The 15,130-nt window shown below is 71.5% G+C and carries 11 protein-coding genes; 3 read left to right on the top strand and 8 right to left on the bottom strand.

Features of this window, described 5'->3' with window-relative positions; translation table 11 throughout:
* Positions 1–3: 3 nt before the first annotated feature.
* From ABEB12_RS30055 to rimO, 3 genes are all read right to left on the bottom strand, one after another.
* On the bottom strand, positions 4–360 hold the full coding sequence (locus tag ABEB12_RS30055; protein WP_185065290.1) for a helix-turn-helix domain-containing protein: 357 nt from the start codon (positions 358–360) through the stop codon (positions 4–6).
* A 147-nt stretch (positions 361–507) separates the two neighbouring features.
* Positions 508–1,122, bottom strand: coding sequence for a CDP-diacylglycerol--glycerol-3-phosphate 3-phosphatidyltransferase (pgsA, locus tag ABEB12_RS30050; protein WP_345703265.1), 615 nt, complete (start codon positions 1,120–1,122; stop codon positions 508–510).
* A complete protein-coding gene (gene rimO, locus ABEB12_RS30045; RefSeq protein WP_185065289.1) occupies positions 1,119–2,564 on the bottom strand; it encodes a 30S ribosomal protein S12 methylthiotransferase RimO in 1,446 nt (481 codons plus the stop codon). The genes pgsA and rimO overlap by 4 nt, the downstream gene beginning before the upstream one ends.
* A gap of 43 nt (positions 2,565–2,607) precedes the next feature.
* Between rimO and ABEB12_RS30040 the strand changes: the two genes are divergently transcribed.
* The 3 genes from ABEB12_RS30040 to ABEB12_RS30030 all read left to right on the top strand — a co-directional run bounded on the left by ABEB12_RS30040 (position 2,608) and on the right by ABEB12_RS30030 (position 6,615).
* Positions 2,608–3,114, top strand: a complete 507-nt coding sequence (locus tag ABEB12_RS30040) for an amino-acid N-acetyltransferase (protein ID WP_345703264.1) — start codon at positions 2,608–2,610, stop codon at positions 3,112–3,114.
* Positions 3,115–3,636: 522 nt separating this feature from the next.
* Positions 3,637–4,494: a coiled-coil domain-containing protein gene (locus tag ABEB12_RS30035; RefSeq protein WP_185065287.1), complete on the top strand. Its 858-nt coding sequence runs from the start codon at positions 3,637–3,639 to the stop codon at positions 4,492–4,494.
* A gap of 168 nt (positions 4,495–4,662) precedes the next feature.
* A complete protein-coding gene (locus ABEB12_RS30030; protein WP_185065286.1) occupies positions 4,663–6,615 on the top strand; it encodes a sigma factor-like helix-turn-helix DNA-binding protein in 1,953 nt (650 codons plus the stop codon).
* 529 nt (positions 6,616–7,144) lie between these two features.
* On the opposite strand, the gene ABEB12_RS30025 is transcribed toward ABEB12_RS30030, so the two are convergent.
* The 5 genes from ABEB12_RS30025 to ABEB12_RS30005 all read right to left on the bottom strand — a co-directional run bounded on the left by ABEB12_RS30025 (position 7,145) and on the right by ABEB12_RS30005 (position 14,658).
* Complete coding sequence (locus tag ABEB12_RS30025) at positions 7,145–9,661, bottom strand: DNA translocase FtsK 4TM domain-containing protein (protein ID WP_185065285.1); 2,517 nt, start codon at positions 9,659–9,661, stop codon at positions 7,145–7,147.
* Between the two features lie 453 nt (positions 9,662–10,114).
* Complete coding sequence (locus ABEB12_RS30020; protein ID WP_185065284.1) at positions 10,115–11,293, bottom strand: ROK family protein; 1,179 nt, start codon at positions 11,291–11,293, stop codon at positions 10,115–10,117.
* A gap of 3 nt (positions 11,294–11,296) precedes the next feature.
* Positions 11,297–12,724 (bottom strand): ABC transporter permease subunit, encoded by a 1,428-nt coding sequence (locus ABEB12_RS30015; RefSeq protein WP_185065283.1) that lies wholly within the window; start codon positions 12,722–12,724, stop codon positions 11,297–11,299.
* A 12-nt stretch (positions 12,725–12,736) separates the two neighbouring features.
* On the bottom strand, positions 12,737–13,510 hold the full coding sequence (locus tag ABEB12_RS30010) for an ATP-binding cassette domain-containing protein (protein ID WP_185065282.1): 774 nt from the start codon (positions 13,508–13,510) through the stop codon (positions 12,737–12,739).
* An 11-nt stretch (positions 13,511–13,521) separates the two neighbouring features.
* Positions 13,522–14,658, bottom strand: a complete 1,137-nt coding sequence (locus ABEB12_RS30005; RefSeq protein WP_185065281.1) for a substrate-binding domain-containing protein — start codon at positions 14,656–14,658, stop codon at positions 13,522–13,524.
* Positions 14,659–15,130: the final 472 nt, after the last annotated feature.

Here is a 15,130-nt window from a genome sequence, read left to right as displayed (position 1 = left end):
CGGTCAGGCAGCCACCCGGACCAGGGCAGAGGCGGGCGCGCCGGCCGGGCGCGCCGGGGCGGCGGTGACCGCGCGGCGAAGATCGGTGTGCCGGGTGCCGATCGGGGTCAGCGGCTGCATTGCGGGCAGGGGGCGCAGCTCCTCGGCCACCTCGGCGAGCAGGTCGGGCAGCGGGAACTCCAGCGCCTCGCAGATCGCGGCCAACAGCTCGCTGGACGCCTCCTTGCGGCCCCGCTCCACCTCGCTCAGGTAACCGAGGCTGACCCGCGCGGTGTGCGACACGTCGCGCAGAGTGCGGCTGCGCTTCACCCGGGCCCGCCGCAGGCTGCCACCGATGGCCTCACGCAGTAGCAGGGTCATCAGCCAACCTCCCTATGCCCGCTCCGACGAGCGCGACGTCCTGTTCCTAGTGGGAGCGAGTCCCGGTGCACCCACGTTACCGATTTCCGGCCGCCGTTGACCCTGCGCAACCCGGCGAACCCTGTCCGCTCACGGCGAACGCCGTGATCAGGTTCCGGTGACCGCTCGGGCCGCCGCCACGCCGCGGGCCCGCAGGCGCAGCGCGCGCAGGACGTAGTCCAGGCCTGTGACCAGCGTCAACGCCACCGCGATGGCCATCAGCCACCAGCGGGCGTGCCCGACCAGGGCGGCCGGGGCGACCAGGGTCAGCGGGAGCAGGTAGAAGCCGATGGCGATCGTCTGGGCCAGCGTCTTGAGCTTTCCGCCACGTGAGGCGGCGATCACACCGTGGCGCAGCACCCAGAACCGCAGCGCCGTGACCCCCAGCTCGCGGACCGCGATCACCGTGGTCACCCACCAGGAGAGCTCGCCCAGCAGGCTCAGCCCGACCAGCGCCGCCCCGGTCAGCGCCTTGTCGGCGATCGGGTCGGCGATCATGCCGAAGCGGGTGACCAGTCCCCGGCTGCGCGCGATCTGGCCGTCGAACCGGTCGGTGAGCGAGGCCACCACGAACACGCCGCCGGCGGCCAGCCGCCAGCCGGTGTGCTGCCCGTCGTGTACCAGCAGGAACGCCAGGAACACCGGCACCAGCACCAGGCGCAGCATGGTCAACGCGTTGGCCAGGTTGACCAACGGCGCCTCCGGCTCCGTCGGCTCGCTCACCTCGGCCCCCCGCGCGCCACGACCAGGTCGACACCCTCGGTGTCCAGCACCACGGCGTCGACCAGCTCGCCCGGCCGCCAGCCGTCGCCGGTGAGGATGCACTCGCCGTCCACCTCGGGCGCCTGGTGCGCGGCCCGGCCGATGCCCACCGCTTCGCCCTCGTCCGCCGCGTCCTGCTCGCCCAGTTCCTCGACCAGCACCCGCACCGTGGAACCGATCCGGTCCTCGGCCCGCTGGTTGGTCAGCTCCTCGGCCAGCTGAGTGACCCGCGCCACCCGCTCGGCGATCACCTCGGCCGGCACCTTCTCCGGGTAGTCGACGGCCTCGGTGCCGTCCTCGTCCGAGTAGCCGAACACTCCCACGGCGTCCAGCCGGGCCTCCGTGAGGAAGCGCTCCAGCTCGGCCAGGTCGGCCTCGGTCTCCCCGGGGAAGCCGACGATCACGTTGCTGCGGATGCCGGCGTCCGGGGCCAGCGCGCGGATCCGGTTGCACAGGTCGAGGAAGGCCTCCACCGAGCCGAACCGGCGCATCCGGCGCAGCACCGGCTCGCTGGCGTGCTGGAAGGAGAGGTCGAAGTAGTCCGCGACGCCGGGCGTCCCGGCGATCGCCTCGATCAGGCCGGGCCTAGTCTCCGCCGGCTGCAGGTAGCTGACCCGCACCCGCTCGATGCCCTCGATCGCGGCCAACCGGGGCAGTAGCGCCTCCAGCGAGCGCAGGTCACCGAGGTCCTTGCCGTAGGAGGTCGAGTTCTCGCTGACCAGCACCAGCTCGCGCACACCCTGCTCGGCCAGCCAGGCCGCCTCGCCGAGAACCTCCGCCGGCGGGCGGGACACGAAGGAGCCCCGGAACGAGGGGATGGCGCAGAAGGCGCAGCGCCGGTCGCACCCGGAAGCCAGCTTCAGCGGCGCCACCGGCCGGTCGTCCAGCCTGCGCCTGGTCACGTCCGGCACCCAGCCGTGACCGGGCACCGCGACGGTCTCCGCGGCCGCCGGCCGGGACACCGGGCTGATCGGCAGCAGGGTGCGCCGGTCCACCGGCTTGTGCGACTCGACGTGCCGGCCGGCCACCACCTCGGACAGCCGCGCGCCCAGCTCCGAGTACTGGTCGAAGCCGAGCACCGCGTCCGCCTCGGGCAGCTCGGCGGCCAGCTCGGCGCCGTACCGCTCGGCCAGGCAGCCGACGGCGACCACCTTGGCGCCCACCTCGCGCGCCGCGTCGGACGCGGCCAGCACGGTGTCGATGGAGTCCTTCTTGGCCTGGGCCACGAACCCGCAGGTGTTCACCACGATGACGTCGGGCGAGTCGTCCCCGGACGACTCGGCGTCGACCAGGCTCCATCCCTGCGCGGTGAGCCGGCCCGCCAGCTCCTCCGAATCCAGGTCGTTGCGCGCGCACCCCAGGGTTACCAAGGCCGCCTTCGGTTGTGTCTGTCCCCGTGGCACGGCTCAAGGGTATCCGGCACCGGATCCGTTAATGTCGGTCGACGTGACCACTGGGCCCGACACGGTCGCGCGCCGCGCGCGCACCGACGACGTGGTGGCTATCAAGGCGCTGGTCGACCACTACGCCGGCCGGGTGCTGCTGGCCAAGGATCTGATCACCCTGTACGAGACCGTGCAGGAGTTCTGGGTGGTCGAGCACGAGGGCCGGATCGTCGGCTGTGGCGCGCTGCACGTGCTCTGGCAGGACCTGGCCGAGGTGCGCACCGTCGCGGTGGACCCTTCCGCCGCCGGGACCGGCGTGGGTAACGCGCTGATGAACGCTCTGGTGCGTACCGCGCGCGAGGTAGGCGTGCGACGTGTGTTCGTGCTCACGTTCGAGAAGAACTTCTTCGGCCGGCACGGCTTCACCGAGATCGACGGTACGCCGGTGTCTCCCGAGGTCTACGAGCAGATGCGGCGTTCCTACGACGCGGGCGTGGCGGAGTTCCTGGACCTGGCCTATGTGCGCCCGAACACACTCGGGAACGTGCGAATGCTTCTCGAACTGTAGATGTCCTACACCTACTTTAGTCTCCTAACTAAGTGTTCACTATTCACCCATCCAGCGCGCCACCGAGTGACCGGTCATCACTTTTAGCGATGCCGGGCATCGACGGATCCGGCAGGCTGCACATTTGCGGCCACAATATTAACGAACTGGAAAATATGGGTGACCTGGCTCACCAACACTTGACCGGGAAGGGGCGAATACACGCAGGTCACAGAGGTAACGAGTCGGTCACCGGAGAGTCTCGACGGCCGCCCGACCAGGCCAGACACACACAGTAAGAATCAAAGTTTATTAACAGTGTTCACCCTAACGGGTGGCTGTGATTGCACCGTGATGTGAGGCCTGGAGTAGTCTGCGGGCGCTTCTGGTTCACTCGAATGAGGCCCACAGCTCCCCCGATACGGGCCTAATCCGTTTCAGGAGCTAATGCACAGCAGCTCCCGCACGATTCGCACGACGTAAGGCCAGACCTGAACCTAACAAGGGGTGTCCCCGTGTTCCGCCAACAACACACCCAAGCCCGTGACTGAGCCGCAGATCGACTCAGTCCAGACGCACGTCTTCGACCTCGTCCGGCGCGGCTACGACCGCCGCCAGGTCGACGACCACGTGCACACTCTGCACGCCGCGCTCGCCGACGCGCAGAAGTCCCACCAACGCGAGCGCCGTCGAGCCGACTGGGTCGAAGGGGAGCTGCGCAACGCGCAGACCCAGCTCGAGGAGCTGCAGAACTCCGAGTCCGAAAACCGCGACTCCGAGTCCAAGCAGGGCTTCGGGTACCGGGTGGAGAAGCTGCTCCGGGCCGCCGAGCAGGAGGCCGGGGACGTCCGTTCCAGCGCCGCCCGTGAGGCCACCGCGCTGCTCGAGCGCGCCCGCGAGGACGCCGAGGCCCACCGGCACGAGGTCGAGCAGTCGCTCATCGCCCGCACCGCCACGCTGGAGCAGGAAGCCACCCAGCGCAAGGTGAAGCTGGACGAGCGGGAGCGCCAGATCTCGGAGCAGACCGCCGCGGCCCGCGAAGAGGCCGAGCGGATGATCTCCGAGGTGCGCCGCCAGTCCGAGCAGGTTCGCCAGGACGCCAAGGCGCGCGCCGAGCAGGAGCGGCTCAAGGCCGAGAAGGCCATCCGCGAGCGGCACGAGGCCGCCGAGCAGGAGCTGGCCCGGTTGCGCTCGCTGCACGACGAGGTACGCGGCCAGCTGGCCCGGCTGCTCGAGTCGCTGGCCGGCGAGTTCGGCGGCGAGCGGGCGGCCAACCTGCAGCAGCGGGTGCCGGCACCGGCGCAGCCCCGGCCGCACCCACGCCCGCACCCGCGCCCGCACCACCGGGTCAACGAGCACGAGGACCACGACGAGCACCTCCAGGCCCGTACCGGCGCCTGAGTTCGCGTTTTCAGCGCGGAACGCGCTAACCGAGCGGGCGCCCAGTCAGGCGTCCGCGGGAGACAGAGCGGAACGCGCTAACCGAGCGGGCGCCCAGTCAGGCGCCCGCGGGAGACCTAGCCGGGAGCGGCCGCCCCAGCCGCCCCCGGGACAAGGAGAGTCAGCCGGATGCTGGACAGACTGGCCGGCGGCCAAGGCGCTGCCTCGCTGGGCCAGCCATCGGCGCGTGCCTCGGCACGATTACCGGCCCGGCAGACTCACCGGACCGAGTTCAACCGGTACTACCTGACGGCCTACCCGCGCCTCGTCGCCGAGCAGCACGCCCTGCTCGGCGACGGCGCGCGAGCACGGGCCGCGGTCCAGCGGGCGATGACCAGTGCCTGGCGGCAGTGGGAGACCGTGCGCGAGCTGCCCGACCCCATGCGGTGGATGCGCCGCACCGCCAGCCAGTCGGCCACCGAGCGGCGTCGCCTGGGCTCCTCGGCCGGCGAGCTGTCCCGGCTGGCCTCCGCCCGCGAGGCCCGGCCCGCCGTGCTCAACGTGCTGGCCGAGCTGCCGGCGGTGCAGCGGCGGGCTCTGGTGCTGCACCACATGGCCGGGCTCTCCGTGCCCGAGGTGGCCGACGAGGAAGGCACCGGCTCGGCCACGATCGAGACCCGGCTGGCCCACGGCCAGTTCACCCTCGCCCGCAAGCTCGGTGCGCAGGACCTCATCCCGAGGGACGCGCAACGGGACCCGGACGCAAGGTGGGCGGCGATCCAGCACTGGGTCGGTCGCGAGCTGCACGCGCTCACCGTCCGCCTCTCCCCCACCGACGACAACACCCCGGACCCGGTGGCGTTCGAGCGGATGGCCCGGCGCCAGCGGGCAACCGCCGGCGCGGCCGCGGCGGTGGCGCTGGTCGGCGCGGTGAGCGCCACCATGGCCACCCAGCTCTCCTCCGAGAGCATGCTGAACCTGCTGGAGGCCGGCGGTACCGGCACGGTGCCGGAAGGCGGCCTCGCCCCCGGTCCGGCCTCGCCCGAGCTGGGCACCCCCGACACCCCGGTCATCGCGCCCACCAGCGAGCCCGGCCCGGCCGAGCTGGACCCGACGGCCCTCCTGCGGCCGGCCCCCGGGCCGGTCATCCCGGTGGCCCCGAACGCCGCCGCCTCGGGAAACGACGACTCCCGGGTCCGTTGGTGGAACGACTTCGACGACGACGGCGACCATGACCACAACGACGGGGACGGCGACGGGGACCGGGGCCGTTCCTGGCATCGCGGTGACCACGATCACGACCACGGTCACCGCCCGCCGTGGGCGCAGTGGCCGCCCGGCGGGTCGTTCCCCTGGCCGGGCGAGTACCCGCCCGGTCCCTGGCAACCGCCCGGGCAGCCGCGTCCCCCCGCCCCGGTCGCCGAGACCTTGCCGGCTCCCCAGCCCGAGCAGTCCCGGATGAACCTGTTCGCGGGACCGGGCAACGCCGCTCCACAGAGCCGCCCCGGCCCCGGGCCGAGCCAGCCGTCCCCCGAACAGAACAACCCCGGGCCGGGCCAGCCGTCCCCCGAACAGAACAACCCCGGGCCGGGCCAGCCGTCCCCCGAACAGAACAACCCCGGGCCGGGCCAGCCGTCTCCCGAGCAGGCCAACCCCGGCCAAAGCCGGCCGGCCCCCGAACAGAACAACCCGGGGCAGAGCCAACCGGGCGCCGGGCAGAACAACGCCGGGCACGATCAGCAGGCCGCCAGGCGGCCAGGATCGCCGGAGGGCCAGCGCGGCTCGTCCGAGGGGCAGCAGGCGCGTCCGAGCGGCGGTGAGCGTCCTTCCGGCGGCGGCCGGCACCGTCGCGCCGACGACGGCTCCGGGTCCCGCGGTACGCGGGGCTCCGACTCCGACGGCGGCTCCCGGGGGTCCGGGCGCCACCGCGACTCGGGCGAGTCCCGGAGCGGCGGCGGCTCACACCGCGACTCCGGTGGCGACTCGGACGGTGACTCCGGCGGTTCCCGGGGCGGTGGCGGGTCACACGACGGCGGCGGGTCACACGATGGCGGCGGATCGCACGACGGCGGCGGGTCACGCGGCGGCGGAGGCGGTGGCGGCGGAGGCTCCCGCAGTGGAGGTGGCGGCGGGGACCACTGAGTCCGCCGCGGGCACCGAGCCAACGACGCGACCGAGGCGCCAAGCCGTTCAGTTGGCGGTCTGGGCCTGTCGCCCGAGCTGGGACACCGCGGGTTCGGGCTCGGTCTTTCGAACCCGGCCACCGGTTCGGCGCGGGGCCGGGTTCGAAAACCGCCTGGACGGCCCTGGCCACGGTCTGCCGCGGCTCGAGACTGGCCCGGCACCGTTCCGGGGCGCTCCACGCTCACACCCACGGCAGCTGGGTGGTGCGCGGCGGCCGCCGTGACGCAGCGTTGCGAAACACCGGGCCACGCAAGCGAATCCGCCTCGGGGCCGTGTCGAGCGCGACACCAGTCTGGTTGGAGCGCGGAAAAACCAGAACAGTGTCGCACTCGACGAACGGGGCCAACCTAACTCGACCCGTACCGGTCACGTTCCGTAGCAAGGCCGGCGGCCACTCCGCCGTCCAGGCCGTCTTTCCGAATCCGACCCGCGCCGAACCGGGAGTCGGAGCCCAAGCCCGAACCGCGGCCCGCCGGCGTCGGCCCGATCACTCGTCCTCGTCGGTGTCCTCGCCGCCCGGTCCCCCGCCCCGGATGGACCAGAGCAGGCCGTCCAACTCCTCCGGCTTGACCAGCACGTCCCGGGCCTTGGAGCCCTCCGAGGGGCCGACAACCCCGCGGGACTCCAGCAGATCCATCAGCCGGCCGGCCTTGGCGAAGCCCACCCGCAGCTTGCGCTGCAACATCGAGGTGGAGCCGAACTGCGAGGTCACCACCAACTCGGCGGCCTGGAGCAGCACGTCCAGGTCGTCGCCGATGTCCGGGTCGATCTCCCGCTGCTCGCCGGCCTTCTGCGCGGTGACGCCCTCGGTGTACTCCGGCTGCGCCTGGTCCTTGCTGAAGCCGACCACGGCGGCGATTTCTTCGTCGGAGACGAACGCGCCCTGCATGCGGACCGGCTTCGAGGCCCCCATCGGCAGGTAGAGGCCGTCGCCCATGCCGATCAGCTTCTCCGCGCCCGGCTGGTCCAGGATGACCCGGCTGTCGGTGAGCGAGGAGGTGGCGAACGCCAGCCGGGACGGCACGTTGGTCTTGATCAGGCCGGTGACCACGTCCACCGAGGGGCGCTGGGTGGCCAGCACCAGGTGGATGCCGGCGGCGCGGGCCTTCTGGGTGATCCGCACGACCGCGTCCTCCACGTCCCGGGGCGCGGTCATCATCAGGTCGGCCAGTTCGTCCACGATGGCCAGGATGTACGGGTACGGCCGGTACTCCCGCTCGCTGCCCAGCGGCGCGGTGATCTCGCCCGACTTCACCTTCCGGTTGAAGTCGTCGATGTGCCGCACCTTGTTGGCCTGCATGTCCTGGTAGCGCTGCTCCATCTCCTCCACCAGCCAGGCCAGCGCGGCGGCGGCCTTCTTCGGCTGGGTGATGATGGGCGTGATCAGGTGCGGGATGCCCTCGTACGGGGTGAGTTCGACCATCTTCGGGTCGATCAGGATCATCCGGACCTCGTCCGGGGTGGCCCGGGACAGCAACGACACCAGCATGGAGTTGACGAAGCTGGACTTACCGGAACCAGTGGACCCGGCGACCAGCAGGTGCGGCATCTTGGCCAGGTTGGCGCACAGGAAGTGGCCCTCGATGTCCTTACCCAGCCCGATCACCATCGGGTGCTGTTCCTTGGCCGTGCTGGCGCTGCGCAGGACGTCGCCCAGCCGGACCATCTCCCGGTCCGAGTTCGGAACCTCGATGCCCACCGCCGACTTGCCGGGGATCGGCGCCAGGATGCGCACGTTGTCGGTGGCCACCGCGTAGGCCACGTTCCGAGTCAGCTGGGTGATCTTCTCGACCTTGACCGCGGGACCCAGCTCCAGCTCGTAGCGGGTCACTGTCGGCCCCCGGGTGAAGCCGGTGACCTGGGCGTCCACGTTGAACTGCTCGAGTACGCCGGTGATCGCCTCGATCATCGCGTCGTTCGCCGCGCTGCGCGTCTTCGGCGGGGCGCCGGTGGGCAGCAGGTCCGGAGGCGGCAGCTGGTAGTCCCCGTCGATCACCCGGGTGACCATCGGCTTGTCCGGGTCCGGGTGCGCCTCCGCCGGCTTGGCCGCGTCCGCCTTGGCGGCATCCGGCTCGGCGGCCTGGCCGCGACCGGCGCGGGCCGGCTTCCGTGGTGCCGGCCGCTCGCTTTCGGCCGGCGCGGTCGGGGTGCCCTCCCCCTCGGGCGGGGCGAACGCCTCGGCGACCGCGTCCACCAGGCTGCCCTGGCGCCGCCGGGACGGCCGGCGCAGCCGTACGTCCGGGGTGGCGCCCTCGCCCGGCACGTCCGGCCCGGTCTGCTCGCCCTCGGCCGGCTGTTCCGCCGGCGCGCCGCCGAACAGCGCGCGCACCCTCGCCGGCACCTGGCGCACCGGGGTGCCGGTGAGCAGCAGGAACCCGTACAGCGCCACCAACCCGAGCACCGGCGCCGCCACCCAGCCGGTCAGGCCCTGCACCAGCGGGGCGCCCGCGACGTAGCCGAGCACGCCGCCGGCCTGCCGCCACCCCGGCAGCTGAAGCGGCGCGCCGAGCAGCACGTGGGTCAGGCCGAGCCCGCCGAGCAGCAGCAACAACGCCCCGAGTACCACCCGGGGCCGCACCTCGGGCCGGGACGGCGTGCCCATCAGGTAGATGCCCATCAGCAACAGCAGCACCGGCAACGGGTAGGACCCGACGCCGACCACGGTGGCCATGCTCAGCTTGACCGCCGCGCCGACCGGGCCGCCGGCGCTCCACCACACCCCGGCGGCCACGATCACCGCGACGACCCAGAGCATCACGGCCATGCCGTCGCGCCGGTGCGCCGCGTCGATGTCCTTGGTGCGGCGGGCGGCCCGGCGCAGCACGCCGAGGCCCCGGCCGATGTAGGTGATGATGTCCGGCTTGGGCGGCGGCGGGGTGCGCCGCGCGGGCGCACGCCGGGCCGGCGTCCGGCGGGAACGGGCCGGACGGGGCGCGGCGCTCGGCAGGTTCGCCTGGCCCCACGTCGGGGTGCCGCGCTTGCTCGAGGTCGAACGTCCAGCCATGTCCCACACGGTAGTCAAACCTCCCGGGGAAACCACGCAACCCGATCGGCGCGTGGCCGACGACGGGCGCCGGGGATTTGCGCCTCCCAGCAAGTACGACATTGCAATTCACTATAACAAATACTGCGCCTTTTCCAATTGGACGGCGCGGTGGTGCGGAAATGCATGCACGCTCACCCGATCATCCAGGAATCGGGCCCTCAGCTCGATGAGCTGGATCGGCCCGACGGATCGCACCGGGGGTGGGGGCGACTCGAATGGGATCGATCTGGCGACCGATACAGCCGCGCCGGGCTCGATTCATGATCAGCACACCGGGGTATGCGGGCCGCCAGCCCGTCGAAGTACAACCGGGTCGCCCGGACCTCCGCCGCCGAGTTGACGACGTCGTGCCGCCGGAGCGCGACGCTCCAGGCCGGGCGACGCCGCCTGAGCCGTCGGGGCACGGCGCGGCTACTCCGCCGCGGCCAGGACCGGGCCGAAGGCCAGTTCCGCCGCGCCGATCAGCTGAGCATCCGGGCCGAGCGCGGAGCGCACCACGCTGGTGTGCGCCACCGCCCGGCTCACCACACTGCCGGCCCGCACCTCCCGTTCCACCGAGGCCAGCACGCTGTCCGGCACCGAACCGAGCAGGTCGCCGAGCACCACCATGCGCGGCGCCAGCAGGTTGACCAGGTTGATCAGGCCCAGCTCCAGCCAGCCGGTGAACTCGTCCAGCCGGGAGGAGGTGACCGACGGGTCGGCGGACAGCTCGCGCAGTTCGGCGAGCAGTTCGCCCCGGCCGGCCCGCCCGGTCAGCCCGAGCGCCCTGGCCAGTGCCTCCGCGCCCACCTCGGTCTCCCAGCAGCCCCGGCGGCCGCAGTGGCACCGCTCGCCGTTCGGCCGGACCACCATGTGCCCGAGCTCGCCGAGGTAGCCGTCGGCGCCGCGCAACACCGACCCGCCGGAGATCACCCCGGCGCCGACGCCGATGTCACCGGCCACGAAGACCAGGTCGTCCACGTCCTTGCCGGCGCCCCGGGTGTGCTCGGCCAGCGCGCCCAGCTCCGCGTCGTTGGTCACCGCGACCGGCATCCGCAGGCCCGCCGTGAGCAGCTCGCCGAGCGGCACGTCGGTCCACTCCAGGTGCGGTGCCTCACGCACCAGGCCGTCCTCCCAGCGCACCACGCCGGGCACCGAGACCCCGGCCGCGACCACCGGGCTGCCCAGCTCGGCGGCCAGCATCCGGGCCGACTCGATGACCCGGGTGACCACCTCGCGCGGCCGCTCCGAGCCCGGGTGCAACTGCCAGCTGCACCGGCCGAGGATCTCCCCGCCCAGGCCGACCAGAGCCATGGCCACCCGGTCCACCCGGATGTCGACGGCCAGCACCACCGCCGCCCTGGGCGCCGGGAGGACCAACAGGGATGGCCTCCCGGCGCCACTGCGCTGGGTCGGCAACCGCTCCCCGACCAGGCCGGACTCGGCAAGCTCGCCGACCACGGCCTTGATCGTGCTGCGGTTCAGCCCCAGCTCGGCGGCCAGCACCGCCCGGGTGCACGGCCCCTCGCGGTGCAACCGGCGCAGTACGGCCCCACGGTTGTGTCTGCGGGCGTCGTCCGGGCGGGCGCCCTCGGTAGCCGGACCGGACAACGCCTACCTACTGGCGGCGGCCCGCCGCCGGGACAGCGCGTCCACGCTGGCCGCGAGCAGCAGCACCAGCCCGGTGACCACGAGCACCACCGAAGCCGGCTGTTTGAGCAGGCCGAGGCCGTTCTGCACGAGCGCGATCACCGCGCCGCCGATCACCGCGTTGCTCATCCGCCCCCGCCCGCCGAACAGTGAGGTGCCGCCGATCACCGCGGCGCCCACCGCGAACAGCAAGGTGGTCCCGCCGCCGGCATTCGGGTCCACCGAACCGACCTTCGAGGAATACACGATCGCGCCCACCGCCGCCATGGTGGCGGACACCACAAACACGCTGGCCCGGACCCGGGGCACGTTGATGCCGGCCCGGCGGGCCGCCTCCGCGTTGCCGCCCACCGCGTAGATGTGCCGGCCGTAGCTGGTGCGGTCCAGCACGTAGCTGCCCACCACCAGCAACACCAGCACGATGGGCACCACGTACGGCACGCCGGCGATCTCGATCACCGTGGTCTGCGCCCGGTTCTGGGTGAGCAGGTAGGTGCCCACGGCGGCGAGCACCACGGTGACCGCGACCTTGGTGAACACCAGCGGGGTCGGCTGGGTGACCAGGCCGGCCCGCATCCGGCGGAAGTGCCGGCCCAGCAGCACCGCCGCGTAGCCACCGGCGGCGACCACGAACAGCACCCAGCTGGCCAGGGCCGGCAGGTTCCCGTTGGCCACCGCGAACAGCGTGTCGTTGTTCAGCGCCAGGGTGCCGCCGGCCCCGATGAACTGCAGGATGACGCCCTGCCAGGCCAGGAACAGCGCCAACGTCACCACGAACGAGGGGATGCCGATCCTGGCCACCAGGAACCCGGTGAGCAACCCGATGGAGGTGCCGATGCACACGGCCAGCAGCATCTCCACCCACGGGTTGGCCGGCACCCCGGCCAGCAGGATCACCAACGCGATCAGGGGTGCCGCGACGGCGGCCGGCAGCCGCAGTTGCACCGCCACCACCCCGGCCGCGACCAGCAGAACGCAGATCGTGATGAACACCCCGGTGCCCATCGCGCCGAGCAGGTTGCCCCCGGAGACCAGGTGCAGAGCCATCACCGAGGCGGTGACGCCGGACGCGGTGCCGGCGGACAGGTCGATCTCGCCCAGCAGCAGCACGAACACCAGGCCCATCGCGATGATGGTCACTCCGGCGCCCTGGGCCAGCAGGTTGGCCAGGTTGCCCAAGGTGAGGAAGGTGTCCGAGGTCAACGCAAACAGCACGAACAGCACGATCAACCCGGCCAGCGCCGGCAGCGAGCCCAGCTCGCCACCGCGCACCCTGGCCAGGTAGTCGCGCAACGCCTCGCCGGTGGTCCGGGCGGTGGTGTCGATGCCGAAGTCGCCGATCGCCTCCGAGCGGCCCGGCTTGGACGGCGCGGCCGGTGTGGTTTCAGTCATCGTGACCCTGCCTCAGATCGTCACGGTGTCGGGACGGGCCAGGCCGAGCTCACCGGACCGGCCGGCGGTGATCAGCTCGACCACCTGGCTGTGGGTCAGCTCGCGCACCGGAAGGTCGGCGACCAGTCGGCCCAGGTAGAGCGTGGCCACCCGGTCGGCCACCTCGAACACGTCGGCCATGTTGTGGCTGATCAGCACCACGCCGAGACCCTGCTCGGCCAGCCGGCGGACCAGGTCCAGCACCTGCCGGGTCTGCGCGACACCCAGTGCGGCGGTGGGCTCGTCCAGCAACACCACCTTGCTGTCCCACAGCACCGACTTGGCGATGGCCACGGTCTGCCGCTGGCCACCGGACAGCGCGGAGACCAGCGTGCGCACCGACTTCACCGTGCGTACGGACAGCGTCGCCAGAGTTTCCCGCGCCGCCCGCTCCATGCTGGCCTCGTCCAGTGCCCAGGCGTGCCCGCGCTCCCGGCCGAGAAACATGTTCTGCACGATGTCCAGGTTGTCCGCCAGCGCCAGGTCCTGGTACACGACCTCGATGCCCAGCGCGGCGGCGTCCCTCGGACCGTGGATCTTCACCGGCTGTCCACCGAAGTGGATCTCCCCGGAGTCGATCGGGTGGATCCCGGTGATGCACTTGATCAAGGTGGTCTTGCCGGCCCCGTTGTCCCCGACCAGCGCGGTGACCTCCCCGGGCCGGATGGCCAGGTCCACGTCGTGCAGCACGTGGACCGGCCCGAAGCTCTTGTTCACCGCCTTGAGTTCCAGAATCGGCTTAGTCACGGTCGGCTCGCTCACTTGATGCCGAGCTCGTTGCACGCGGCCTGGGTGTCCGGCACGCAGATCTCCGAGGCCTTCACGCCGCCCGCGTCCACCACGGCCTTGACGTTCTCCTTGGTCACCAGCACCGACTCGAGCAGCACCGACTTGACCTTGCGGTTGCTCTTGGTGTCGTCCGAGGTGGCGGTGGCCAGTGCGTCGGCGGCCGCCCGGTCGCCCTTGGCCAGCGCGGCGGCCACCTTGGCGGTGGCGTTGGCCTCCTCGGCGATCGGCTTGAACACGGTCATGTACATGTCGCCGCGTAGGATGGCCTGCAGGCCGTCCGGGGTGGCGTCCTGGCCGGTCACCGGAACCTTGCCGTTCAGTCCGGTCTTCTTGAGCACGGTGACCACGGCGCCGGCCATGCCGTCGTTGGCCACCAGCACGCCGTCCACCTTGCCGCCGTTGGCGGTGAGGAACTGCTCGAAGATCAGGCCGGCCTGCTGGTTGTTCCACTCCGGCACCCGCTGGCTGCCCACCACCTTGTAGGCGCCCGAGGCGTACTTCTCCTTGAGCAGCTTCTGCTGGCCGTCGATCACCAGCGTGGCGTTGTTGTCGGTGGCCGCGCCCTCGATCTCGATGATGTTCGCGCCCTGCTTGTCGCCGACGCCCTGCACCAGGCCCCGCCCCTGCAGCTCGCCGATCTTGGTGGCGTCGAAGGAGACGTAGTAGTCGGAAGTGCTGCCCAGGTTCAGCCGGTCGTAGTCGATGACCGGGATGCCGGAGGCCTGCGCCTTCTTCGCCACCGTCGCGCCGGACTCGCTGTTCAGGCTGTCGATGATCAGGACCTTGACCCCGCCGTTGATCATCCCGTCGGCCAGCTGGGAGAACTTCTGCACGTCACCCTGGGCGTTCTGGATGTCCGCCTCGAGTCCCTCGGCGCGCAGCGCTTTCTCCAGGAGTGGCCGGTCGAAACTCTCGTAACGGGCCGAAGAGGCGGTGTCCGGCAAGATCACGCCGACCTTGGCGCCGCCACCACTCGGCGCGCTGGTGGCCCCGCCTCCGCCACCACCGCCACCGCTGGTCGTGTTGGCCCCACACGCCGTCAGCGCGAGCGCCAAGCCCGCGCCCAGAACAGCCACAGCCGGCCTGATCTTGCCGCTCGCCGCCATACCCGTTTCCTCTCGTACCGGCCACTTCGCCGAATATGTTGTGGCGCACAACGTACTTCCTCAACCACTCATTCGGGTAGCCCACTTGAACGATTTAGAGTCACGGATTCACAACGAGCCCCCCACCTTGCTCTGCGTACAAATAGGCAACGGCGGTTAATGAGCATTCACTTCGTGATACCTGTGAGACTAGAGTGGTCTCTGAGGTTTACGCACGCGTCGCCGGACGGCGGATGCGGACGAACCCGACGCGCTCACGCGCCGAGATCGACATCAGCCTCTTTCGATCTTTGGAAAATCCAGACTCACGTCGACCTCGTCGCGGCGCGTCGGGGGAACCAGGGTTAGCCGGCAAGACGGCGCACCGCGCCGGGCGTTCCGGCGGGCGCGGGCCGCGCCGCGCCCGCCCAAACCGACCGACTCACCCTGCCAAACCGACTGAATCAGCCTGCTGAAGTGACTGAATCACCCT

This window comes from Actinospineispora eucalypti (assembly GCF_039543365.1).
Classification (GTDB): Bacteria; Actinomycetota; Actinomycetes; order Mycobacteriales; family Pseudonocardiaceae; genus Pseudonocardia; species Pseudonocardia eucalypti.
The sequence above is the reverse complement of the archived record's forward strand: the minus strand, read 5'-3'. Positions and strand labels throughout refer to the sequence as shown.